This window comes from Aeromonas sp. SER (assembly GCF_038739615.1).
Lineage (GTDB): Bacteria > Pseudomonadota > Gammaproteobacteria > Enterobacterales > Aeromonadaceae > Aeromonas > Aeromonas jandaei.
Map to the genome: position 1 here is coordinate 334,341 of NZ_JBCGFC010000002.1, position 21,895 is coordinate 356,235.

Annotated in this window: 25 protein-coding genes; 19 read left to right on the forward strand and 6 right to left on the reverse strand. The window is 59.3% G+C overall.

All coding sequences use genetic code 11. The annotated features are described in order from the left end of the window. The 4 genes from ascX to sctW are packed head-to-tail and all read right to left on the reverse strand — an operon-like array spanning nt 1 to nt 1,871. Nucleotides 1-366, reverse strand: a complete 366-nt coding sequence (ascX, locus tag AAHA41_RS04385; RefSeq protein WP_042031502.1) for a type III secretion system protein AscX — start codon at nt 364-366, stop codon at nt 1-3. Continuing rightward, nucleotides 363-734 carry a SycN family type III secretion system chaperone Acr2 gene (gene acr2, locus AAHA41_RS04390; RefSeq protein WP_042031504.1) on the reverse strand — a complete coding sequence of 124 codons (372 nt, stop codon included), beginning with the start codon at nt 732-734 and terminating at the stop codon, nt 363-365. The genes ascX and acr2 overlap by 4 nt, the downstream gene beginning before the upstream one ends. Continuing rightward, nucleotides 731-1,012, reverse strand: coding sequence for a TyeA family type III secretion system gatekeeper subunit (locus AAHA41_RS04395; protein ID WP_033113178.1), 282 nt, complete (start codon nt 1,010-1,012; stop codon nt 731-733). Before AAHA41_RS04395 ends, acr2 begins: the two co-directional genes overlap by 4 nt. Further along, nucleotides 993-1,871 (reverse strand): type III secretion system gatekeeper subunit SctW, encoded by an 879-nt coding sequence (sctW, locus tag AAHA41_RS04400; protein WP_042031505.1) that lies wholly within the window; start codon nt 1,869-1,871, stop codon nt 993-995. Before sctW ends, AAHA41_RS04395 begins: the two co-directional genes overlap by 20 nt. 191 nt (nt 1,872-2,062) lie before the next feature. Here sctW and ascN point away from each other — a divergent pair, with 191 nt between their 5' ends. The 10 genes from ascN (at nt 2,063) to AAHA41_RS04450 (ending at nt 10,340) form a co-directional block, all read left to right on the forward strand. Beyond that, complete coding sequence (gene ascN / locus AAHA41_RS04405; RefSeq protein WP_124242306.1) at nt 2,063-3,385, forward strand: SctN family type III secretion system ATPase AscN; 1,323 nt, start codon at nt 2,063-2,065, stop codon at nt 3,383-3,385. Further along, complete coding sequence (locus tag AAHA41_RS04410; RefSeq protein WP_323070537.1) at nt 3,382-3,843, forward strand: type III secretion protein; 462 nt, start codon at nt 3,382-3,384, stop codon at nt 3,841-3,843. Before ascN ends, AAHA41_RS04410 begins: the two co-directional genes overlap by 4 nt. Before the next feature lie 6 nt (nt 3,844-3,849). Further along, nucleotides 3,850-4,929, forward strand: coding sequence for a type III secretion system needle length determinant (locus AAHA41_RS04415; protein WP_323070538.1), 1,080 nt, complete (start codon nt 3,850-3,852; stop codon nt 4,927-4,929). After that, nucleotides 4,926-5,852 carry a type III secretion system cytoplasmic ring protein SctQ gene (sctQ, locus tag AAHA41_RS04420; protein WP_323070539.1) on the forward strand — a complete coding sequence of 309 codons (927 nt, stop codon included), beginning with the start codon at nt 4,926-4,928 and terminating at the stop codon, nt 5,850-5,852. The genes AAHA41_RS04415 and sctQ overlap by 4 nt, the downstream gene beginning before the upstream one ends. Next, a complete protein-coding gene (gene ascR / locus AAHA41_RS04425; protein WP_029302711.1) occupies nt 5,849-6,502 on the forward strand; it encodes a SctR family type III secretion system export apparatus subunit AscR in 654 nt (217 codons plus the stop codon). The genes sctQ and ascR overlap by 4 nt, the downstream gene beginning before the upstream one ends. Nucleotide 6,503: 1 nt before the next feature. Next, complete coding sequence (gene ascS, locus AAHA41_RS04430; protein WP_033113185.1) at nt 6,504-6,770, forward strand: SctS family type III secretion system export apparatus subunit AscS; 267 nt, start codon at nt 6,504-6,506, stop codon at nt 6,768-6,770. Then, complete coding sequence (gene sctT, locus AAHA41_RS04435; RefSeq protein ID WP_033113186.1) at nt 6,767-7,555, forward strand: type III secretion system export apparatus subunit SctT; 789 nt, start codon at nt 6,767-6,769, stop codon at nt 7,553-7,555. The genes ascS and sctT overlap by 4 nt, the downstream gene beginning before the upstream one ends. Then, the gene (gene ascU / locus AAHA41_RS04440; protein ID WP_042031509.1) at nt 7,552-8,610 is read left to right on the forward strand and encodes a SctU family type III secretion system export apparatus subunit AscU; all 1,059 of its coding nucleotides are present in this window, start codon (nt 7,552-7,554) and stop codon (nt 8,608-8,610) included. The genes sctT and ascU overlap by 4 nt, the downstream gene beginning before the upstream one ends. A gap of 116 nt (nt 8,611-8,726) precedes the next feature. Continuing rightward, entirely contained in the window at nt 8,727-9,155 is a 429-nt protein-coding gene (locus tag AAHA41_RS04445; protein WP_323070540.1) for a type III secretion system chaperone, read from the forward strand. 3 nt (nt 9,156-9,158) lie between these two features. Beyond that, nucleotides 9,159-10,340, forward strand: coding sequence for a hypothetical protein (locus AAHA41_RS04450; protein ID WP_201911966.1), 1,182 nt, complete (start codon nt 9,159-9,161; stop codon nt 10,338-10,340). 87 nt (nt 10,341-10,427) lie between these two features. On the opposite strand, the gene AAHA41_RS04455 is transcribed toward AAHA41_RS04450, so the two are convergent. Then, nucleotides 10,428-11,618 carry a MalY/PatB family protein gene (locus tag AAHA41_RS04455; RefSeq protein WP_255936866.1) on the reverse strand — a complete coding sequence of 397 codons (1,191 nt, stop codon included), beginning with the start codon at nt 11,616-11,618 and terminating at the stop codon, nt 10,428-10,430. 87 nt (nt 11,619-11,705) lie between these two features. Further along, nucleotides 11,706-13,277: a maltose/glucose-specific PTS transporter subunit IIBC gene (gene malX / locus AAHA41_RS04460; protein WP_005361961.1), complete on the reverse strand. Its 1,572-nt coding sequence runs from the start codon at nt 13,275-13,277 to the stop codon at nt 11,706-11,708. A 280-nt stretch (nt 13,278-13,557) separates the two neighbouring features. On the opposite strand from malX, the gene AAHA41_RS04465 reads away from it, so the two are divergent. The 9 genes from AAHA41_RS04465 (at nt 13,558) to AAHA41_RS04505 (ending at nt 21,682) form a co-directional block, all read left to right on the forward strand. Beyond that, a complete protein-coding gene (locus AAHA41_RS04465; RefSeq protein WP_005344074.1) occupies nt 13,558-14,595 on the forward strand; it encodes a Mal regulon transcriptional regulator MalI in 1,038 nt (345 codons plus the stop codon). Between the two features lie 121 nt (nt 14,596-14,716). Then, the gene (locus AAHA41_RS04470) at nt 14,717-14,980 is read left to right on the forward strand and encodes a hypothetical protein (RefSeq protein ID WP_043850394.1); all 264 of its coding nucleotides are present in this window, start codon (nt 14,717-14,719) and stop codon (nt 14,978-14,980) included. 357 nt (nt 14,981-15,337) lie between these two features. Next, nucleotides 15,338-15,796, forward strand: a complete 459-nt coding sequence (locus tag AAHA41_RS04475; RefSeq protein WP_323070541.1) for a hypothetical protein — start codon at nt 15,338-15,340, stop codon at nt 15,794-15,796. Between the two features lie 56 nt (nt 15,797-15,852). Then, on the forward strand, nt 15,853-16,569 hold the full coding sequence (locus AAHA41_RS04480; protein ID WP_041208869.1) for an SIS domain-containing protein: 717 nt from the start codon (nt 15,853-15,855) through the stop codon (nt 16,567-16,569). A 105-nt stretch (nt 16,570-16,674) separates the two neighbouring features. After that, a complete protein-coding gene (locus AAHA41_RS04485; RefSeq protein WP_279007600.1) occupies nt 16,675-17,214 on the forward strand; it encodes an AAA family ATPase in 540 nt (179 codons plus the stop codon). 27 nt (nt 17,215-17,241) lie between these two features. Next, nucleotides 17,242-17,700 (forward strand): hypothetical protein, encoded by a 459-nt coding sequence (locus tag AAHA41_RS04490; RefSeq protein WP_279007599.1) that lies wholly within the window; start codon nt 17,242-17,244, stop codon nt 17,698-17,700. A 50-nt stretch (nt 17,701-17,750) separates the two neighbouring features. Next, the gene (locus AAHA41_RS04495; RefSeq protein ID WP_342697308.1) at nt 17,751-18,275 is read left to right on the forward strand and encodes a hypothetical protein; all 525 of its coding nucleotides are present in this window, start codon (nt 17,751-17,753) and stop codon (nt 18,273-18,275) included. Nucleotides 18,276-18,324: 49 nt separating this feature from the next. Beyond that, entirely contained in the window at nt 18,325-19,116 is a 792-nt protein-coding gene (locus tag AAHA41_RS04500) for a hypothetical protein (RefSeq protein WP_323071237.1), read from the forward strand. 655 nt (nt 19,117-19,771) lie between these two features. After that, complete coding sequence (locus AAHA41_RS04505) at nt 19,772-21,682, forward strand: fructose-specific PTS transporter subunit EIIC (protein WP_323071241.1); 1,911 nt, start codon at nt 19,772-19,774, stop codon at nt 21,680-21,682. Nucleotides 21,683-21,895: the final 213 nt, after the last annotated feature.

Below are 21,895 nucleotides of genomic sequence, written 5' to 3' on the forward strand. Positions count from 1 at the left end.
TCATACCTTGTGCAGCAGATGGAGGGTCATCTGCATCAGTTGTTCATCCCCGTGCAACTGCTCGAGCAGCGCGCTGGCCGCCTGCAGCTCGGGGGTGGCGCCCTCGGCCAGCACGGCCCGCAGCCCCGCCATCGCCTGCGCAAAATCGCGCGGGCGCAGCAGATCGTGAAAGCCGCGATCCGGGGTGGCGAAGTCGAGCAGGGTGCGCTCCGCCAGATTGGCGGGATAAAGTCTGCTGATGTGAGGTTCGATGGAGTGGCCATCCGGCAGCAAGGCGTAGCGCCCCGGCAGGCTCTGCTCCTGCTCGTCGAGGCGGATGGCGCTGAGCTGCTCAATCCCGATATGGGCCGCGGTGATCCGGCTCATGGCGCTACCACGTCCTGTTGCAATCGGGTCAGGGTGCGTAGCGCCTGATGGAGCAGCGGCAGGGTCACGGCCCGCTCATCAAGGGTGACGAAGAGGATCAGCCGATCCTCCCCGAGCCAACCGCAGCGCACCGGCAGGGCGGGCGCCTGGGCGGCTGCGGTAAAACTCATGGCGCGGCGAATGGCCTCGCCGCTCTGGTGCCACGGCAGCGTGCGGGCCAGCCAGAGCGTCAGCTGCCCCTGATGGCGCTCCAGTTGCAGGGTACCGCTCTGCTCCAGCTCAAGCTGGATCAGGTAGTGGGGGTTATCCCCGATGGTGATGCCCAGATCCTGGCAAAACTGCACCAGCTGGGGTTCAATCCAGTTCATGACGACTCTCCGGACAACTCATCCTCTTCCCGCTCGATGGCGTTATCGAGCGCCCCCTGACAGCACTGCAGCAGGTTCTGGCGCTGATCCTCCTCGCTGAACAGCTCCACCGGCAGCAGGCGGATCAGCCGCTTGAGCTCCTGATAGAGCTGCACCTGCTGATGTGTTTGCGTCAGCTCCAGAGCGACACCGATCTGCTCCACGTCGTGCACCGAAGACCAGCGTTTCTCCACCAGCGCAATGAGATCGCCCATCAGATCAGAAGGCCCGTATGCCATGGGCCGCCCCCTCCTTCACCCGCAGCCACAACTCGTCCACTTGGGCCGAGAGGGTGTTGAGCAGCCGCAGCTTGTGCATGTCGCTCATCACCCGCTCCAGCTTGACCGGGTCGAGCCAGCGCTGCTGACTGTCGAGATCGGCGCTCAGGGCCTTCATCATGAAGCCGGTCACCTTCTCCAGCGCACCGTTGCCAAAACGGCTATGAATATCGCGCCAGGCGGTGGAGAGGGCGCGATAGTCCTGCACCGCATCGCGATAGAGATCCCGCAGATCCTGCACCTGACCGAGCCCCTCACGGGCAGCCTCCTGAGCCGGGCCGGTAATGCGGGCGCCCAGCACAATGGCGCTGCCCTGCTCGTCGGCCAGTTTGGCCAGCGCCTGTTCAACAAGTGCCAACGTACCCCGCATTTCGGGGCGACCGGCGAGGGCCTTGCGTGCCTGGGTAAGCGCCTCGAACTGCTCGCTCACCTCCCCCGAGTAGCTCTCGAGGTAGGCCAGCAGCTGGGAGAGGTTGGCCAGCCGGCCGCTACCGAGGTGGCTGATCATCTCCTTGATCTTCTGCTGGCGTTCGAGCTCCGGTACCTTGTCGAGGTAGTCTCCCACCAGCGCCTCTATCTCGCTGATGCGGGCCTGACTGTCACTCAGCTTGCGCTTGGCCAGGGAGAGCTCGGAGCGCTCGGAAAAGACGAAGGTGAGCTCTTCTGCCATGTCGCCCAGCGACTGGGTCGCGCTGGCCAGCACGACCTGCTCCCCCTGAAACTGTCCTCCCTGCAGGGGCACCTGACGGGGGGCATTCTCGGCGCCACGGGCTTCAGGTTGAGCGGTGGGAAGATAGGGATTGCTCTGGATAGTGGCCATGGCGGCTCCCGTAATGAGTGGATTGACGAGGATGGCATTATAAAAATCGCCCTCGGGCGCCTATGCCAAAATCGGCCGTGAATTTTTAGCCAGCTCGCAACGCTTTTCTAAAAAGTCCCGACTCGCGCTGAAATCCCCGCGTGCGCCCATCGCCTATAGTGGCCACCGTTTTTAATGGTGCAGATCTCCCGATGTCCCTCTCCCTCGATCACATTCCTGGCCAGCTGCGTCACGCCATCGACGAGTGCCGCCTGATCCAGATCCGCGGCCGGGTCACCCAGGTGACCGGCACCCTGCTCAAGGCGGTGGTGCCCGGCGTGCGGATCGGCGAGCTCTGCCATCTGCGCAACCCCGACAATACCCTCTCCCTGCAGGCGGAGGTGATCGGCTTTGCCCAGCATCAGGCGCTGCTCACCCCGCTGGGGGAGATGTTCGGCATCTCCTCCAACACCGAGGTGAGCCCGACCGGTGCCATGCATCAGGTCGGGGTCGGTGAGCACCTGCTCGGTCAGGTGCTCGATGGCCTTGGCAACCCCTTTGGCGGCGGCCAGCAGCAGGAGCCTGCGGCCTGGTATCCGGTCTATCGCGATGCCCCCGCCCCCATGAGTCGCAAGCGGATTGAGCAGCCCATTTCGCTGGGCATTCGCGCCATCGACGGTCTGCTCACCTGTGGCGAGGGGCAACGGATGGGGATTTTCGCGGCCGCCGGCGGCGGCAAGAGCACCCTGCTGGCGTCGCTTATTCGCAGCGCCGAGGTGGACGTCACCGTGCTGGCGCTGATCGGTGAACGGGGCCGCGAAGTGCGCGAATTTATCGAGGCAGATCTGGGAGAAGAGGGGCTCAAGAAGGCGGTGCTGGTGGTGGCCACCTCGGATCGCCCCGCCATGGAGCGCGCCAAGGCGGGCTTTGTCGCCACCTCCATCGCCGAATATTTCCGGGATCAGGGCAAGCGGGTGTTGCTGTTGATGGACTCCGTCACCCGCTTTGCCCGTGCCCAGCGCGAGATTGGTCTCGCCGCCGGCGAACCGCCGACCCGACGGGGCTATCCGCCCTCGGTGTTTGCCGCCCTGCCCCGCCTGATGGAGCGGGCCGGTCAATCGGACAAGGGCTCCATTACCGCCCTCTATACCGTGCTGGTGGAGGGGGATGACATGACAGAACCGGTGGCTGACGAGACCCGCTCCATCCTCGATGGCCACATCATCCTCTCGCGCAAGCTGGCGGCGGCCAACCACTACCCGGCCATCGACGTACTGCGCTCTGCCAGTCGGGTGATGAACCAGATCATCGCGCCCAGGCATCAGGCGCAAGCCGGTCGCCTGCGCAGCTGGCTGGCCAAGTACGAAGAGGTCGAACTGCTGCTGCAGATCGGCGAATACCAGAAGGGGCAGGACAAGGTGGCCGACGAGGCGATCACCCGTATCGAGGCCATTCGCCAATGGCTGAAACAGGGCACCCATGAGCCGAGTTCACTGCCCGAGGCGCTCGCCACCCTGGAGGCGCTGACCCGATGATTGGCCGCCTGCAACGAATAAAAGACCTGCGGCTGGAACGAGCCGAGCAACAGCTCACCGCACAGCAGGCACGGCTGCAACTCGCCCGCATCCGCCAGCGCGAAGCGGAGCAGGAGAGCCTCGACTACCGCCAGTGGCGCCAGGCCGAAGAAGAGCGGCTATTTGCCATCTGTCAGGCGGAGCAACTCGATCGCAAGGGGCTCAAGGCGTGGCAACAACAGGTTGCCCTGCTGCGGGAGAAAGAGGCTCACCTTGAGCAACTGGCCGCCGAACAGGGCGAGCGGGTTGCCGAAGAGCGCATCCGCTTGCAGGAGCGCCAGCAGGCGGTACACCGCGCCCGCCAGCAGCAGCAGAAATTTGCCGAATTACACCGTCAGGAGCTGGCCTCACAGCAAGCCCTGCGCGACTACAACGAAGAGCAGGAACAGGAAGAGTTCCGCCAGCAGATCAGGATGTAACCAGAGATGAACCGACTCACCGCCCCCCGCGCAGAACCCCGGGTTGCTGACGAACAGCAAGGCTTGCCGCGCGAACCGCTCAAGGCGGATCTGGCGCAGCAGCAGCGCTTCGAGCAGGCCCTGCGCCTCGAGTCCGCACAACAGAAGAGAGCTCGGGACCACAAAGCGCTGACCGGCAACCCCATCGGCAAACGGGATGAGCACCGCCGGACAAAGCCGGATGTCCGCCTTGCCAGCAACAAAGCGGCGGACAAGGAGAAGGAGCTGGCGGAAAGAAGGCTGACACGCCCAGCCCCGCGCAGCAAAACTCAGCATGACAAGCAGGAGGGAAACGATCGGCAGGAACTCCAGCCGCTCCCCGCAACCTTGCCGCCGATACGTGAAGACATGCAGGCCTCCACTTTGCAGCAAGATCACGAACAGCAAGCGGCCACCGAGAGCGCCTCACATGACAAAAATGGTGAAGCCGTATTTGTCTTGCCCGCTTCTTCCCTGTCGACATCCATGGCGTCGGACGGTGAACTTACCGGGCTGAGCCAAGATGCCATGCAAGAAAACGGCGAGCGGGCCGCCCTGCTTAAGGTGGGGGAACGGCTGCAGATAGCAGACGAGCCTACCGAACAACTATCTGCGACCAGCGAAGAGGAGTCGCTTGCGCAAGAGAGCTTTGCCAGCTCGGCCATCCGGGTTCCACCTCTCAGTGCAACTCCGGGGGATCTGCTGCTGGCACGGGTTGCCCCCCGCGTCGATCATCACGAGCTGGGTCAACTACTCAGCCGACTGGCGGTGGATATTCACCTTGAGCTGGGTCGCCCGGAGCGCCCCCCCATGCTCCAGCTCACCCTGCCCGCGCTCGGGGCGCTTGCCATCCGCATCGAGCACCATCAGGGCTCGCTGCAGGTGGAGATGCTGGCCAGCGAGCAGGGTTCCCAGCTGCTCAATCAGGGACGTGGCGAGCTGATCGAGCGCCTGCAACGGCTCTACCCCGGCGAGCGGGTCGCCTTTGACCTCTTTACCCGGGGCGACAGCGAACAGGGGTCGCGCCAGAAACGATCCATCTATGACGAGTGGGATGCCGACGCATGACATCGATAGTTTTTCCCTCTGCCTCGGCGGCGGAGCTGACCCTGCAGCAGCAGCTCAGCCAGTGCCGCCACCACTATGGCTGGAGTGGTGGCGAACTGACGCTCGCCATCGCGCCGCGGCCAGCGTCCCTCGACTGCCGGTTGCAACTGCAGTGGCAGGGGCTCTCCCTGCCGCTGTTTTGCCATGGCGCCGAACTGGCCCGCTGGCTTGCGCCAGACCTGCAACAGGCCGCCCTGTTCAGTCTGCCAGCATCGTTGCAACTGGCGCTGATCGAGCGCCTCGGACAACCCCTTGGCGGCCTTAGCTGCTCGGCACTGACACCGAACGCCACCTGCGAAGCGGCCGGTCACGCCGCGCTGCAACTGCTGCTCAAGCGGGAGGGGGCAACCCTCGCCCTCTGGCTGGCCGAGCCGGGGCCGCTGCTTGGCAAGTTGCCTGCTCGCCTCAGCCAGCAACGCCTGGCGCTGCCTCTCACCCTCTCCTTGCAGTGGGGGGCGATGGGCGTTGCCATCAGCGAGCTCGAGACACTGACCTGTGGCGATGTGCTGCTGCCGCCGCCCCACCCTCGGCTCGGCCAGCAGCTGCTGCTCTGCATCGAGGGACGCCCCTATGCCTACTGCCAACCCCATCCACAACATCTGGAACTGACCGCCATGCACAACGCCGCCCCCGATGATGCCCTCGATGTCACTATGCTTGAGCACCTGCCGGTGCAGGTCACCTTTGAAGTGGGCCGCCAGACCCTGGACTGGCACACCCTCACTACCCTACAACCGGGCTCACTTATCGATCTCGGCGCCCCCATCGATGGCGAGGTGCGGATCATCAGCAACGGCCATCTGCTCGGCAACGGTCGGCTGGTGGAGATCCAGGGGCGACTCGGGGTGCGGGTCGAGAGCCTCAAGAGCGAGTCGCCGTCATGATCCAGCTGCCGGACGAGCTAAACCTGATCGTCGGGCTGGCGCTGCTGGCCCTGCTCCCCTTTATCGCCGTGATGGCCACCTCCTTCGTCAAGCTGGCGGTGGTCTTCTCGCTGCTGCGCAACGCCCTCGGGGTGCAGCAGATTCCCCCCAACATGGCGATGTACGGGTTGGCCATCATCCTCAGCATCTATGTGATGGCACCGGTCGGTTTTGCCACCCAGGATTACCTGCGCCAGAACGAGGTGTCGCTGGCCAAATCCGAATCGGTGGAGAAGTTTCTCGACGAAGGAATGGCCCCCTACCGCGCCTTTCTGAAAAAGCAGATCAAGCCGCGGGAGCACGCCTTCTTCATCGACAGCACCAAGCAGCTCTGGCCCAGTGAATATGCCGACCGGCTGGAGCCCGACAGCCTGCTGATCCTGCTGCCCGCCTTTACCGTGAGCGAGCTGAGCCGCGCCTTCGAGATCGGGTTTCTCATCTATCTTCCCTTTATCGCCATCGACCTCATCATCTCCAACATTCTGCTGGCGATGGGGATGATGATGGTCTCCCCCATGACCATCTCGCTCCCCTTCAAGCTGCTGCTGTTCGTGCTGCTCGATGGCTGGGCCCGCCTCACCCACGGGCTGGTCACCAGTTACGGAGGCTAGGATGAGTCACGCCGATATTCTCCACTTCACCAGCCAGACCCTCTGGCTGGTGCTGATCCTCTCGATGCCGCCGGTGCTGGTGGCGGCACTGGTGGGTACCCTTGTCTCTCTGCTGCAGGCACTGACCCAGATCCAGGAGCAGACGCTGGGCTTTGTCGCCAAGCTTATCGCCGTGGTGATCACCTTGTTTGCCACCACCGCCTGGCTTGGCAACGAACTCTACAGCTTTGCCGACATGGTGCTGCTCAAGGTGCCGCAGATCCAATGACCCTCGAGAGCCTGCAGGGCCAGATGCTGGCCTACACCCTGCTGCTGCCGCGCTTTATCAGCTGCTTCGTCATGCTGCCGGTATTGAGCAAGCAGATGCTGGGGGGGGCGATGATCCGCAACGGCGTGGTCTGCTCGCTGGCGCTGTTCGCCTACCCCATGGTGGCCGACACCCTGCCTCCCGCCATCGATGCCCTCGATCTGGCGCTCTTGGTGGCCAAGGAGGTGCTGCTCGGCCTGCTGATCGGCTTTGTCGCCGCCATCCCCTTCTGGGCCGTCGAGGCAAGCGGCTTTCTGGTGGATAACCAGCGCGGCGCAGCCATGGCGTCCCTGTTCAACCCCAGCCTCGCCAGCCAGACCAGCCCCACCGGTCTGCTGCTGACCCAGACCCTAATCACCCTCTTCTTTTCCGGCGGCGCCTTTCTCGCCCTGCTCTCGGCCCTGTTCCAGAGCTATGCCAGCTGGCCGGTGACCCGTTTCTTTCCCGCTATCGGAGATCTCTGGGTGAGCTTCTTCTACAGCCAGTTCAGCCAGATGCTGCTGCTCTGCGCCCTGCTGGCGGCACCACTGCTGATCGCCATGTTTCTGGCGGAGTTCGGGCTGGCCCTTATCAGCCGCTTCGCCCCCTCTCTCAACGTCTTTGTGCTGGCGATGCCGATAAAAAGCGCCGTCGCCAGCCTGCTGCTGGTCATCTACATCAAGCTGATGATGGATCACGCCTACCGCCAGGTGCTGGCGGTGATGGATCCGCTGCAACTGCTTGCCCCCATTCTGGAGGCGCGATGAGCGGCGAGAAGACCGAACAGCCCACCGCCAAAAAATTGCGCGATGCCCGCAAGAAGGGGCAGGTGGTAAAGAGCAAGGAGGTGGTCTCCACCGCCATCATCCTCAGTCTGGTGGGTATGCTGATGGCGATGTCCGACTACTACCTCGAACATCTGGGCAAACTGATGCTGATCCCGGAATCCCACCTCAATCTCCCCTTTGCCCAGGCCCTCAACCATGTGGTGGAGAATCTGATGCAGGAGATGGCCTACCTCTGCATCCCGATCCTGGCGGTGTCGGCACTGGTAGTGCTCGCCTCCCATATCGCCCAGTACGGTTTTCTGCTGAGTGGCGAGTCGATCAAGCCCGACATCAAGCATGTCAATCCGGTAGAGGGGGCCAAGAAGATCTTCTCCATCAAGAGCCTGATGGAGTTCGTAAAATCCCTGCTCAAGGTGAGCCTCCTGAGCCTGCTGGTATGGGTCACCATCGAGGGCAACCTGCAGGCGATGCTGCAACTGCCCGGCTGCGGCATGAGCTGCATCACTCCGGTACTGGGGGGCATGCTGGGCCAGCTGATGGCGGTCTGCGCCATGGGGTTTGTGGTGATCGCCATCGCCGACTACGCCTTCGAGCACTACCAGCACATCAAGCAGCTCAAGATGAGCAAGGACGAGGTGAAGCGGGAGTACAAGGAGATGGAGGGGAGTCCGGAGATCAAGAGCAAGCGCCGCCAATTCCATCAGGAGCTGCAATCAAGCAACATGCGCGCCGACGTGAAGCGCTCCTCGGTCATCGTCGCCAACCCGACCCATATCGCCATCGGCATTCGCTACGAGCGGGGAGAAACGCCACTGCCGGTGGTCACCCTAAAGTTCACCGATGCCCAGGCGCTACTGGTGCGCAAAATTGCCGAAGAGGAGGGTATTCCGGTGCTGCAGCGCATCCCGCTGGCCCGCGCCCTCTATCGTGATGCGCTGATCAACAACTACATCCCCGCCGACCAGATCGAGGCGACCGCCGAAGTACTGCGCTGGCTGGAGCAGTGGCGCCAGAGCGAAGGGCCGCAGTGGTAACCGCTTGCGGGTGATCACCAGAGCGCGTCACCTAAAAAACCGCGACCCGGGTTAATATCCGGCCGATCCCTCTTTTTGCGATCCTGTGCATCACAATCATCAACCCAGAGATGTGCATGGATCTCGATACTCTACTGACCCGGCTTGCCCGACAGCTCGATGCCGACCAGCTCAATCAGCTCTCTGCCGACGAGTGGCTGCTGCTTGCCACGGATGGCCTCGCCCTGCAAATCACCCGAACCGACACCGGCCTGGTGCTGGCTTGCCGCCCCGATGACCGGGAGCTGGATCCCCGCTGGATGCCGCTGCTGCTCAGCTATAACGGCCTGCTGACCACCACGGGAGGCATGGTGATGGGATTGACCGGCAACCAGCGCCTGCTGATGCAGTTACCGGTCGCCATCGCAGATGCCGATGCACTGGCCAGCGTGACCCTCAACTTCCTGCAACTGGTACGGGAGTGGCAGTTGCGACTGCTTGCGCCGTGCCAGCCAACCCTCTCCGAACCCGGCTCTCTTAATATGCTGTCTGCCATCAAGGGATAACTCATGAATACCACCTCAGCGACCTCATTGACGTCACTCTATCGTGACCTCCACTTATCCTCCGCCGGCAGCCAGCAGGAGCTGCGCGCCAGCAATGGCAACCTCTACCTCAAGGAGGGCAAGGGGCTGGTCTCTGTCGAGAGCCACAGGCTGGCTCATCGGGACGCCGCCATTGCCCAGGTGATCACCGCCATGAGCCGGGAATATGGCATGAGCACGGAAGAGGCTGGCAGCCTGCTGCGCAGCGTACAGGCAGATAGCGGCAAAGTGACGGTGGCGGATGTGCGTCAGCTGCACAACGAACTCACCCTCGGGGCCCGGCACCAGAGCGAACGCTCGCAAGAGTTGCAGCAAGTCGCCGACCTGCGCAAACAGCAGCTCGCCTCAGCTACCCGCGCTCAGGGGCTCGCCCCCGATATTCGCACCCATGAGCAGCTGCGCAGCGCCATCACCCGGCAACATGGCGAACAAACACTCGCCCTGCTCGACGAGAAACTCCCCTCTTTCATGCACAGCAAGGGGATGCTGACTCCGCGCCATATCGAGACCATCGGCCAACTGCTCAACTCCGGCGAAGTGGCCCGCTTCCAGCAAGCCATCACCATGGTCACGCTCAACGCCAAGAGCCCGGTCGACAGTCAGGCAGCCCGCGCCGTTGCCATCGAACTGGCCAAGCTGCCCATGAACCTGCTCAAGCAGGCCGATGCCGAAGGGCTGACGATCCGGGTCACCCATGACAATGTGACCACCTACCATACCCATCTGGCCGGAACGAGCGCCCGTGGTCATGGTGGGGGCGGGTGGGACAAGCTGCCGGGCGTCGGTGCCTTCGGCGGCAGCAAAGAGACCGTTATAGCCATGGAGCAGGATCGCTCTGGCAAATGGCAAGTGGGTAGTCACCACGGCTCGGCCAATCTGGTGTTGCACGAATTTGGCCACTCCATCGATCGTCTGGTGGGTGCCAGCACCACAGGCGCCAACCTGAGTCAGGACAGCTCCTTCTATGCGGCCTGGTACAACGACTATCACAAGCTGGGGGATGCCTACTTTCAGCAGGCGGGCCCAAAAGGGAACTACGAACCGGGACTGGAGGAGAGCTTTGCCGAAGGTCTGGCGCGCCTTTATGGCGACAACAATGCCTTCGCTCACTGGAGCCATATCGAGGCACAACTGTTGACACTCTGACAGGATTCTCCTGTCCCGCAGACCCGCCAAAAGAACGGGGCCATCACTGATGGCCCCGTTTTGTTTTTCACCTTGAATGGATTTACCCTACACCACCTCCCCCAGCGCGCCGATCAGGGCGTCGAGCCCCTGGTCAACCTTCGAGCGCGGGCAGCCGACGTTGAGGCGGATATAGCCTGTGCCTTCCGGGCCGTAGGTGTCGCCGCGCATGATGGCGACCCGGTATTTATCCACCAGCAAGGCTTGCAACGCATCCATCCGCTCGGTCGTGTCGATGCCAAGGCCGCGCAGGTCAATCCAGGCGAGATAGGTTCCCTCGGGCACCCGATAGTCGATGGCGGGGAAGGCGGCGTTGAGCCGCGCCGCCACATGGGCGAGGTTGCCGTGCAGATAGCTTTTCAGGGCATCGAGCCAGGCTGCGCCTTCCCTATAGGCGCTGATATGGGCCAGCACCCCGAGAATGGGGGGCGATGAGAGGCCATGGGCCGCCTTGAGCCGCTGCAGATAGGCGGCTCGCGCCTCGGCGTTGGCGATAAAGGCATAGGCGCCGCCAAGGGCGGGAATATTGAAGGATTTGGAGCCCGAGCTCACCAGCGCCCAGCCATCGTCCGGTGCCACCTCGCTCCATGGCAGGTAGCGGGCAAAGCTCACATCCATATGGATATCGTCCGAAATCACCTTGACCCCATGACGCTGGCAGATGGCGGCCATCCGGCCCAGTTCATCCCGCGTCCAGACCCGGCCGGTGGGGTTGTGGGGGCTGCAGAGCAGCAAAATCCGGCAATCAGGGCGGGCCGCTTGCTGCTCGAAACATTGCCAGTCGATCTGGTAGCTCCCCTCTGCTTTTTTGAGCGGGCAAGGCAGCAGCACCCTGTCGTTGGCGGCCAGCATATTGCCGAAGGCGTCGTAGGCCGGGGTATGCACCAGCACCCCCTCCCCCGGCGCCGACCAGAGGCTCACCAGCTGGGCAATCACATAGATGACCGAGGGGCCGTAAACCAGCGTCTCGGGGTCGAGGCTCGCGCCGTAGCGGTGGGCAAACCAGTGGCTCACCGCCCCCTTGAAGTCGTCGTGATTCCAGCGGCTGTAGCCAAATACCCCGTGCTCAAGGCGGGTTGCCAGGGTCTGGCGAATGCAGGGGGCAGTCTCGAAATCCATGTCGGAGATGGTAAAGGGGAGCAGGTCGGCATGGCCAAAACGGTCGGCTACATAGTCCCATTGGGTGCAGTAGGTGCCGTGGCGGTCGACCACATGGTCGAAGTCATAAATATCGTGCATGAAGTTTCTCCCTCCATAAACAGGAGACATATTGGGAGAGGCAAACAAGGGGGGCTTGCGCCCCCCGTTCGGTTCTTATTGGCCGGTTCAGGCCCCCATCAGGCTCTGCAGCTGGTTTTTCACCAGATGCACCTGCGGGCCGATCACCACCTGCAGGTTGTGCTCATCGAGCTTGATCACCCCGATGGCGCCGTTTGCCTTCAATACCTTGTCATCGACCCGGCTCATGTCCTGCACCGACATCCGCAGGCGGGTGATGCAGTTATCGAGCGCCAGAATGTTATCGGCGCCGCCCAAGGCGTTGAGGATGATTTCACCGTTGTAACCGCTGTTGCCGACCTTCTTGCCTGCAGGCTGGGCAGTCTCGCTGGTCTCGATTTCACGACCGGGGGTTTTGAGGTTAAAGCGCACAATGGCGAAGCGGAACACGCTGTAGTAGATGGCAAACCAGATGGCCGCCGCGACCGGCACCAGATACCACTTGGTGGCGGTGCCCTGCAGCACGCCGAACACCAGAAAATCGATCAGGTTGCCGTCGGTGTTGCCGATGGTGACGCCGAGCAGCCCCATGGTCATAAAGCCCAGACCGGTCAGGATGGCGTGAATGACGTAGAGTACCGGCGCCACGAACAGGAACAGGAACTCCAGCGGCTCGGTGATACCACCGATGACGCAGGCCACCACGCCGGAGACCAGCAGCGCCTTGATCTTGCCGCGATTTTCCGGGCGAGCGCAGTGATACATGGCGAGCGCCGCGCCCGGCAGGCCGCCGAGGAAGGCAGGCATCTTGCCCTGAGAGAGGAAGGAGGTGGCAGAGACAGAGAATCCACTGGTATCGGCGCAGGAGAGCTCGGCGTAGAAGATATTGAGGGCGCCGCTGACCTCGTGACCGCATACCAGCTGGGTGCCGCCCGCTTCGGTAAAGCGGATCAGCGCCACCAGAATGTGGTGCAGACCGAGCGGCAGCAGCAGGCGCTCACCGGTACCGAACAGGAAGGGGCCGAAGGGACCGGCGTGGGAGATGAGCGCCCCGATGCCATTGATGCCGGCAGCAAACCAGGGCCAGACGAACGGCACGACCAGACCGACCACACCCAGCACCAGTGCGGTGATGATGGGCACGAAGCGGGCACCGCCGAAGAAGGCGAGCGCATCGGGCATCTTGTAGGTGTAGAAACGGGCGTGCAGTTTGGCGACGATCACCCCGACGATGATGGCCCCCAGAATCCCGGTATCGATGGAGCTGATGCCGAGGATCGATTTCACCCCGTAGGCCTTCTCCGCCGCCGCGTCACCGATGACGTTGGCCACGGTCAGGTAGAAGTTGATGGAGAGGTTGAGCGCCGCATAGCCGACGAAACCGGCAAAGGCTGCGACCCCCTTCTCTTCCCGCGCCAGCCCGAGCGGAATGGCCACCGCAAACATCACCGGCAGGTAGATAAAGGCCACCAGCCCCACCTTGGTCATCCAGAGGAACAGCAGTTGCAGCACGGTATTGTCGAGGAAGGGCATGCTCTGCTTGACCGCATCGCTGGTGAGCGAGCTGCCGACACCGAGCAAAATGCCCGAGAAGGCCAGCAGGGCAACCGGCAACATAAAGGTCTTGCCGAGGCTCTGCAGGAACTCCCAGATGGTGGATTTGGCTTGAGGCTTGGCCATGAAACGGCTCCTTGTGAATAGACAGCAATGTCTGCGGCTGCCCTCCCCCGCTCGAGGCAATCTCGAAGCAAAAGGCACGGGTCAGCATCAGGTTTTGCTGGATGATAAAACGTTTTATCAATTTACAAGTGCCGACAGGATCACAGAATAAGGGGGCTGGCTGGCAGCAGGATCCAAATTTGTGAGCCGGATCGGCCAGATGGTGATGTAACGTTTCACTTGGCAACCCAAGCAGGTATGCTGGGGCCTCGCTTTCAACTGTCCGTCGTCCATTCGCCCTATGTCGCCCAAATCCCTCTCTGCCAAAGCCACCAAGATCACCGATGTCGCCCAGCGGGCGGGAGTGTCGGTCACTACCGTCTCCATGGTGCTCAACGGCAAGGGGCGCATCTCGCCAGCCACTGCCGAGCGGGTGCAGCAGGCGATAAAAGAGCTCGACTATGTGCCCAACAGCGCCGCCGCCAACCTGCGCAGCCAGCAGTCCAATCTGGTGGGACTGATCCTGCGCGACATCACCGACCCCTTCTATACCGAGGTGACCGCCGGGGTGAGCGAGGTGCTGGAGCAGCAGGGCTACCTGCTGTTTCTGACCCAGTGCGGCCACAGCCCGGAGCGGCTGCAGCAGAGCATCCACTCCCTGTCGCGCCAAGGGGTGGCGGGCATCATCTTCAATCCGGTGCGCGGCGCGGCGGCCAAAACCCTGGAGACCCTGCTCGACTCCGAACTGCCGGTGGTGTGCGCCGCCCGCTCCTACTATCGGGATGACGTCGACTTTATCGGCCCCGATAACACCCACGCCGCCAAGCAGGCCACCACCTATCTTATCGAGCAGGGCCACCGCCATATCGCCTACGTCGGCGGGCGGGCCGACTCCCTCACCCGCGCCGAGCGCATCGGCGGCTACTGCGCCAGCCTGCTGCAATATGGCCTCCCCTTCAAACCGGAGTGGGTACTGGAGTGCGAGCGCACCCAGCGCAGCGCCGCCGATACCATCGCCCAGCTGCTGCACCAGCACCCCAAGGTGACCGCAGTGCTCTGCCACTACCCCGAGGTGGCGCTCGGCGCCATCTATGGCGTCGAGGCGAGCGGCCGCACCGTGGGCAAGGATAACTACATCGGCCAGCAGGTGGCCCTGCTCGGTTTTGACGACGTGGCAGAGGCCGAACTCACCTCCCCCGCCCTCACCTTTGTCAGCTCACCGGCCCGCGAAATCGGCCGTCAGGCGGCAAGGCGCCTGCTGACCCGGATGCAGCAACCCGAGCTTGCCCCCAACCGCCATATCATCACCCCAAATCTACAAAAGCGGGAGTCGGCCTGAGCTGGCTGGGCAAGCCTGCAGCAGCGCAAAACGTGAGGCCGCTCACTGCGCCGGCAAGGAGAGATTGAGTGCCAAGTGAAGAGGAATATGATGGGCGTCCACTCTCTTCACGAGCCTCTTTATGAGCCACCCGCACGACCAGAACCCGCCGAGTGAAATCCATCGCTGTGACAAATGCAGGGAGCGCACCCGCCATATCGTGGTGCTGGTCGCCCGCGATCACAGCCAGGACATCATGCCCAAGGATCCGCGCAAAGCCTTCTGGCAAGCCTTTACTTCCAGCAGCATCACCAACTGGGCGTTTGGTGAAACACTGGCCTACCAGACCACCCATGTAAAACATCTTATTTGTGAGCGGTGCGGGGAGAAGTTTCTGGAGTATTGATGGCTTCAGTCTGTCATCCGTCACACAACCAACCGAATAAACTCCCGCCATCAAGCAAGTAGTTTGTTGATCCTTGGCTGGTTTTTACCTGCTGCCGGTTTTGCATCGCCCCCACCTTGATTACCATGGCTCACTTGGCAACCGGGATTAGGAGGGACGTTGCCGAGATCGCTCTGGCCACCATAGTGCCATCCCCTCCCGCCACATCGCCGGTTAACAGCAGCAGAGTGGAGGCTGTCGTCCAGGGGCGGTAGCGTGCCAGCAAGAAATGGGATGTAGCGATTATTTCCTCGTGACAGTCCAATTACGCTTCGACAATCCGACCGACAACACTGAACAATCAAAGCGGTAAAAAACATGATCGATCACAAACGATTCCAGAGATTGGTACAACAGCTCTACTCGACAGTAGAGGAGCTTGAAGAAATGTTTCCGGGACGACACTTTACGCCCGATGGCCATATGGTCGGCAGTATTGGCGAATGTCTGGTTGCAGATGCTTACGGGTTAGAATTGATGAATGCATCAAACAAGGGATATGACGCTTTATCTCCATCCGGGCTGCAAGTTGAAATCAAAGCCACGCAGGCAAAATCAGTCGCCTTCCGCAGCCAGCCAGCACACACCATCGCCATCAAAATTCTTCCCAACGGCACATTCGAAGAGATTTTTAATGGCCCGGGAAACTTGGTATGGCGGCAGTTTGATGGGAAACCCCTGCCCTCAAATGGTCAATACCAAATCTCTCTCAACAAGCTCAAAGAATTAAACAAGCAGGTTGATAAATCTCAGCGGATCTTAAGAGTCACCCAATAGAACCCGTTCACAGAATGAGGTGCCCCTCTCCGGCAACAGAAAAGGATCCCGCCGTTATGTTTGAGTACGTCGAAAAACTGCAAGCGCGCATCGCTACCATGGTCAGCCAGAACGAAGCCGGGATCCGGCAGGCGGCCCACTGGTTTAGCGAGGCCATCGTCCACAACAAGATGATCCATATGCTGGGCACCGGGCACTCCCATATGGTCGGGCTGGAGGGGTTTATCCGTGCCGGTGGCCTTGGCAATATCAACGCTGTGCTCGACTCCACCGTCACCACCGCCGATGGTGCCCTGCGCAGCTCGGCACTGGAGAAGCTGCCGGGGCTTGCCGCCATCCTGTGGGAGGAGCAGCCGATTGCGCCGGGGGACCTGATGGTGGTCATCTCCAATTCGGGTCGCAACGCCCTGCCCATCGAGTGGGCCCAGCTTGCCAGAGCACGCGGCCACAAGGTGATCGCTATTACCTCAGTGGCGCAATCGGCGCAAAACCCGAGTCGTCACCCTTCTGGCCAAAAACTGATGGAGCTGGCCGATCTGGTACTGGATAACTGCGTGCCGCCGGGCGATGGCCTGTGCGAAGTCAATGATCGGGTCACCGGCGCCTTCTCCTCCATCTCCGGCATGGTTCTGATCAATACGCTGGTAGTCGAAGCGCAGAAACTGGCGCTGGCACAAGGCGTCACCCCGCTTATTTTCTCCAGCCAGAATGTGGATGGCTTTAATAACGATGATGTTTACCGCCATTTCCAAGGGCGATTGAAGTCGATGTAAGCAATTAAGATATTGTCGCGGTAAACGTTGGGCTTCACTTCGTTCAGCTCCAACCTACGATGTTTGGCCCAACATACGAGATGTTCCAGAAAAGAGCACTCATAGATGAAACGTATTCTGATTATTGGCAACTCGGGATCGGGCAAGAGCTGGTTGGCGGCTCGATTGGCTGAGCAGTTAACTATCCGCGCGGTCAATCTGGACACCATCGTCTGGCAACCGGGCGGCTTTAACCAAAAACGGCCCCAGCATGAGATTGATCATGCCATTCAAACACTTGCTCAAGAGCCCTCATGGGTGGTTGAAGGGGTATTTGGTGCCCTGGCCGAGCAACTGCTTGATGCCGCCGATACCCTGCTTTTTCTGGATCTCGACTGGTCGGTCTGCCGTGATTCACTGCTATCGCGCGGATCACAAAGTGCCAGACAACGGGATGCCGTAGCAGCCGAAGAGAGCTTTCAACAACTGCTGGTGTGGGCATCTGAATATGGGCAGCGAGCCGGTAAAAGCTCCCGCCAATTCCATCGCGAGCTGTTTGAACGATTCCCAAACGACAAGCACCGTTTCACGACTCGCACAGAGGTAAATTTCTATCTTAACCAACTAGTAACTAGCCATTGGAGTTTGAACGCTGGTCACAACTAAGGTGGCTAGTTCCTGTAGAGGATAAATATGGGGCGTAGAACAGAGTTAATATGTGTAGCATCAGGCATCATCAATTCTTTTGCGAGTAGAAACAATGATATAGATGGATACTGGGGATTAGGAAAACTGTACAAAGCTCTTGAATCTGAAGAGTCAAAAATCGTTTCTATAGAGTTGATTACCAAAGTCGTAACTCCAGATATAAATGAATTGAAGCTCATGTCTCTATCATATTCAGAATTGCTTACTAAATTAGTAAGTAATAAGAAAATACCTATCTACTGGATAGTTTCTGTCACAATAACATCTGAATTTGAAGCAGAATACCAACACCACTACCATTTCTGGCGTCGTGATCTTGGTAAGCCTTGTAACCTGACTTGCACTATTGTTGATGATATGGGCAATAATCATACGGCTAAGGCATATGTTAACTGCTTACCACACAATCCACATAAAGAGCTGAGAAGTTTAAGAGTTAAATGACTTTTAAAAACTTAGTATAAATAAAGAGTTGAACACCAAGACAAAAAATTATGAAAGCACGCGCAATTTATTTATTATTTTTCCTCGTGTTATCCAGCCAAATCTCATTTGCTAATGAAACCGGATCTCAAGTTCCACCTCGGACAGAAGACTACCCGGCACCACCTGTATATAGAGGTAAGCCAGCCAAACTTTCACTAGACTCTGAATTAGCCAGAACATTCCGAACCCGACTTACCGCTGCCTTGTCACAAAAGCCAGTATATGCAGGTGAATATGTACTGACAGGCTGGGGATGTGGTTCATCAGGCTGTTATGATCAAGTTCTTGTCAACAAACGCACGGGCAAGGTACTTGATATGGTATTTAATGCTTATAGCTCATATGATGTAAATGATGAATCTGATATCCGTGTGGGAGAATGGATAGAATCACCCAAAATTGATAGCAGCCTTCTCACAACGGTTAAAGTTGAAAACAGTCAAGACGGAAAGTCTTTTATTTATTACACAAACTATTACATTGTTAATAAAAATCAGCTCACACTTATAAAAACTGTCCAAGACAGTAAATAAAATACGAAAGCAACACTTTTCAAAAACTCACGCAGAAGAATAAATCACTATGAAATATCTTGTCATCATTACAGCTTTATTGCTGTGTTTATCCGTCTCAGCAAAGACAAACTCATCTTATATGATTGACGGAGTCAAAGTTGAAATACAAAAAGAAAATGACTGTTATTATTTATTGGCTACCGGAAAAGAGAAAGAAACACTGATATGTGTTGATGATGAGCTTCAATCTGACATTATCATAAAAGATTTCAACTTTGACGGTTACAAAGATATCGCAATCTCTAGCTCTCTCGGCATGGTAAATACCGTCTTTTATGTATTCTTGTATAACCATATAAATGCAGCATTTAAAAAGTTAAAATTTGCGGACTATAAAATGCCCGCCTCTGCCTGCGGGGATCTCTATAACCTTGCAGTTCGATTAGACGATCTTTCTTTGGTTAGCTCTTGCCGCTCCGGCCCTGTATGGTATTACGACACTTACGAATATAATCCTCAGGGTGAACTCTGGCTATATAAAACAACAGAGTATCAGATCCAGAACTCCGAGATTGAGACCTTCCCTCTTTACGAGCACACATTTAATAATAAGGGTGATAAACTGGACACCGTGGCGATTGACTTTGATGGCAAGAAAATTCTCTGGCCAGTCACATCCGAGAAAGTGTTTCTCTACTCATCACCTGAAAAAACATCAAAGACCAAAGCCTATCTTATTCATAATGACAAGGTAGAAATTCTCGGGCAAAAAGATGATTGGATTAAAATTCGCTTTGCATCGAGAAAAGGTCCTCTTATCCGCTGGATTTATCTTCCAGAAGCAATAGCCAAAAGTTAACCTGCAAACTTGAATTTTTACAGGCATTCAGATTCTCGCGTAATCAATATCAATCCAGTAAGGTGCAATAAGCGCAGCGCATTGCACCTCTATCTTTGCCACCACCCTCCCTGCCCAAACAAACGGTGCAATTCACTTCGTTCGTTGCACCCTATGGTGCGTCTATGACTGTGGTTTTTCTTGCCCATTGTGGTGAGCTGTCTGACACCGATGGCGCAACCCATTTCTCCAGCTTGTGCTGCTCGCGCCTCCCCTGCGCCCCCTCTCGCTTCCCGCCAGCGGGGGCATTTCTGTGCGTTGGCTCACATCCCACCGCCGTTTTTCACCTCACAAATTTATAGAAAGAGCGCGCCCATCCACTGAGTAAAAACTCACCGCACGGCCAAAGCGCTGAACCACGAACAAACACAACCAATTGATTTTAATCATCAATAAAAATATGAGCGATTCAATCCGCCCCCGTTTCAGCCGCTGTTCAGCTTTGCGATCAGGGTCACACTCAAGGTGATGGCGCACAAAAATCCAGTTATTCGCACATTTGTCCGATAGGGTGACCTCTGCCCCGGCGCGATAATAGTCGGGTCAATTTTGTCTGCATGCCGGCCTGCACAGGCGGCATGCCAACAGGCTCCGGCAACGGAGCGGGGAGAGCGCCATGATAACCACCTTGATCAATGAACATCTGATCAATCTCGATTTGAAAGCTACCGCCAAGGAAGAGGTCTTCACCGAGATGGCCCGCCTGCTGGTCGCGCAAGGCAAGGTCAGCGACGAGCAGCAGTTCGTCAAGGATCTGTGGGCCCGCGAAGAGCTGGGCAATACCGGCTTTGAAGAGGGTGTTGCCCTGCCCCACGCCAAGAGCGCGGCGGTCAGCACCCCGGCAGTCGCCATCGGCATCAGCCGCAACGGCATCGACTACGGTGCCGAAGATGGCAAACCATCCCACATTTTCTTTATGATCGCCTCCCCCGATGGCGGTGCCAACCACCATATCGAGGTGCTGGCCGAGCTCTCCGCCAAGCTGATTGAAGAGGGCTTTATCGATGCCCTGCTGGCGGCGAAAACCCCGGCTGATGCGCTGGCACTGCTGCTGGCCAAGAAAGAGGAAGCGGCTGCAGCACCTGCGGCCAACAAGGGGCTGATCATCGGCGTGACCGGCTGCCCGGCCGGTATCGCCCACACCTATCTGGCGGCCGAGTCGCTGGAGCGCGCCGCCAAGGAGCTGGGTTATGAGGTGAAGGTGGAGACCAACGGCTCCATCGGCGTCAAGAACAGCCCGACCGCAGACGAGATCGCCCGCGCCACCGCCATCGTGGTGGCCTGCGACAAGCAGGTGGACATGGCCCGCTTTGCTGGCAAGCCCCTCATCAAGACCGGCGTAAAAGCCCCCATCAAGGATGGCAAGGGTCTGATTGAGCAGGCCCTGACAGCCCCTGCCTATGTGGCGGACAAGGATGAGAAGAAGGGGGACGAGAAGCGCGCCAGCGGCGGCAGCTCGGATCTCTATCGCTACCTGATGAACGGCGTATCGCACATGATCCCGTTCGTGGTGACCGGTGGTCTGCTGATCGCCCTGTCACTGGCCATCGGCGGCAACCCGACCCCGAGCGGCATGCAGATCCCGGAAGGGAGCATGTGGAACCAGATCCTCAACGTCGGCGTGGCCGCCTTCACCCTGATGATCCCCATTCTGGCGGGCTATATCGCCTACGCCATCGGTGATCGTCCGGCACTGGCACCGGGCTTTATCGGCGGCTGGATCGCCAACAACGGCAGCTTCTACGGCGCTGACGCCGGTACCGGCTTTATCGGTGCCATCATTGCAGGCCTGTTGGTCGGCTATCTGGTGCGCTGGATTGCCACTCGTCAGTACCACAAGATGGTGCAACCGCTGGTGCCGATCCTGATCGCTCCCATCGTCGGGTCGCTCTTTATCGCTGCGGTCTTTATCTTCATCATCGGCGCCCCGATTGCCGACATGATGACCGGCCTCAACGCCATGCTGCTCTCCATGAGTGGTGGCAGTCTGGTGCTGCTGGGTATTGTGCTGGGTGGTATGGCGGGCTTTGATATGGGTGGCCCGGTCAACAAGGTGGCCTTCCTCTTCTCCGTCGGCATGATCGCCTCCGGTCAGACCCAGTTTATGGGTGCCATGGCCTGCGCCATCCCGGCCGCTCCCCTTGGCATGTCGCTGGCTACCGTGCTTGGTCGCAAGCTCGGCATCTTTGACGAGTCCGAGATCGAAGCGGGCAAAGCCGCCGGTGCCATGGGTCTGGTGGGTATCTCCGAAGGGGCGATTCCGTTCGCCGCCCGTGACCCGCTGGCCGTGATTCCGGCCAACGTGCTGGGCAGCATGACCGCCGCCGTGATGGCCTTCCTGTTCGGCATCACCAACAGCGTTGCCCACGGTGGCCCCATCGTGGCTCTGCTGGGTGCCGTCAACAAGCCGCTGCTGGCCCTGCTCTGCATGATCTGCGGTGCCATCGTCACCGGTGTGGTCGCGGTTGCCCTGAAAAAGCTGCGGGTAAAAAAGAGTGACGAGGTAACCCTGGCCAAGGCGGCCTGAGTTCCTCCTCCCCGAGCTGTTCACGCTCGCGAACCATAGCAATGAGGCCACCCCGGGGTGGCCTCTGCTTTTTCCTTGTCTTTTTCCTTGTCGGCCTCAGCCCCCTCTCTTGCCACGCCAAAGCAGCGCCTCGTTTGCCGCGCTATTCCCTCTCCCCCCGCCCCGATACCGGCGGAAATATCGCCAATCTTGGGTCAGCTCTGTGATTGCACT

What these genes read in the sequence shown, in the direction of transcription:
- AAHA41_RS04410 (WP_323070537.1), top strand. Translation starts at nt 3,382, where the DNA reads ATGATTGGCCGCCTGCAACGAATAAAAGACCTGCGGCTGGAACGAGCC.
- AAHA41_RS04415 (WP_323070538.1), top strand. Translation starts at nt 3,850, where the DNA reads ATGAACCGACTCACCGCCCCCCGCGCAGAACCCCGGGTTGCTGACGAA.
- sctT (WP_033113186.1), top strand. Translation starts at nt 6,767, where the DNA reads ATGACCCTCGAGAGCCTGCAGGGCCAGATGCTGGCCTACACCCTGCTG.
- AAHA41_RS04455 (WP_255936866.1), bottom strand. Translation starts at nt 11,618, where the DNA reads ATGCACGATATTTATGACTTCGACCATGTGGTCGACCGCCACGGCACC.
- AAHA41_RS04445 (WP_323070540.1), top strand. Translation starts at nt 8,727, where the DNA reads ATGGATCTCGATACTCTACTGACCCGGCTTGCCCGACAGCTCGATGCC.
- AAHA41_RS04470 (WP_043850394.1), top strand. Translation starts at nt 14,717, where the DNA reads ATGAGCCACCCGCACGACCAGAACCCGCCGAGTGAAATCCATCGCTGT.
- ascS (WP_033113185.1), top strand. Translation starts at nt 6,504, where the DNA reads ATGAGTCACGCCGATATTCTCCACTTCACCAGCCAGACCCTCTGGCTG.
- AAHA41_RS04465 (WP_005344074.1), top strand. Translation starts at nt 13,558, where the DNA reads ATGTCGCCCAAATCCCTCTCTGCCAAAGCCACCAAGATCACCGATGTC.
- AAHA41_RS04475 (WP_323070541.1), top strand. Translation starts at nt 15,338, where the DNA reads ATGATCGATCACAAACGATTCCAGAGATTGGTACAACAGCTCTACTCG.
- AAHA41_RS04500 (WP_323071237.1), top strand. Translation starts at nt 18,325, where the DNA reads ATGAAATATCTTGTCATCATTACAGCTTTATTGCTGTGTTTATCCGTC.
- ascN (WP_124242306.1), top strand. Translation starts at nt 2,063, where the DNA reads ATGTCCCTCTCCCTCGATCACATTCCTGGCCAGCTGCGTCACGCCATC.
- ascU (WP_042031509.1), top strand. Translation starts at nt 7,552, where the DNA reads ATGAGCGGCGAGAAGACCGAACAGCCCACCGCCAAAAAATTGCGCGAT.
- sctQ (WP_323070539.1), top strand. Translation starts at nt 4,926, where the DNA reads ATGACATCGATAGTTTTTCCCTCTGCCTCGGCGGCGGAGCTGACCCTG.
- AAHA41_RS04480 (WP_041208869.1), top strand. Translation starts at nt 15,853, where the DNA reads ATGTTTGAGTACGTCGAAAAACTGCAAGCGCGCATCGCTACCATGGTC.
- ascR (WP_029302711.1), top strand. Translation starts at nt 5,849, where the DNA reads ATGATCCAGCTGCCGGACGAGCTAAACCTGATCGTCGGGCTGGCGCTG.
- malX (WP_005361961.1), bottom strand. Translation starts at nt 13,277, where the DNA reads ATGGCCAAGCCTCAAGCCAAATCCACCATCTGGGAGTTCCTGCAGAGC.
- ascX (WP_042031502.1), bottom strand. Translation starts at nt 366, where the DNA reads ATGAGCCGGATCACCGCGGCCCATATCGGGATTGAGCAGCTCAGCGCC.
- sctW (WP_042031505.1), bottom strand. Translation starts at nt 1,871, where the DNA reads ATGGCCACTATCCAGAGCAATCCCTATCTTCCCACCGCTCAACCTGAA.
- AAHA41_RS04505 (WP_323071241.1), top strand. Translation starts at nt 19,772, where the DNA reads ATGATAACCACCTTGATCAATGAACATCTGATCAATCTCGATTTGAAA.
- acr2 (WP_042031504.1), bottom strand. Translation starts at nt 734, where the DNA reads ATGAACTGGATTGAACCCCAGCTGGTGCAGTTTTGCCAGGATCTGGGC.
- AAHA41_RS04490 (WP_279007599.1), top strand. Translation starts at nt 17,242, where the DNA reads ATGGGGCGTAGAACAGAGTTAATATGTGTAGCATCAGGCATCATCAAT.
- AAHA41_RS04395 (WP_033113178.1), bottom strand. Translation starts at nt 1,012, where the DNA reads ATGGCATACGGGCCTTCTGATCTGATGGGCGATCTCATTGCGCTGGTG.
- AAHA41_RS04450 (WP_201911966.1), top strand. Translation starts at nt 9,159, where the DNA reads ATGAATACCACCTCAGCGACCTCATTGACGTCACTCTATCGTGACCTC.
- AAHA41_RS04495 (WP_342697308.1), top strand. Translation starts at nt 17,751, where the DNA reads ATGAAAGCACGCGCAATTTATTTATTATTTTTCCTCGTGTTATCCAGC.
- AAHA41_RS04485 (WP_279007600.1), top strand. Translation starts at nt 16,675, where the DNA reads ATGAAACGTATTCTGATTATTGGCAACTCGGGATCGGGCAAGAGCTGG.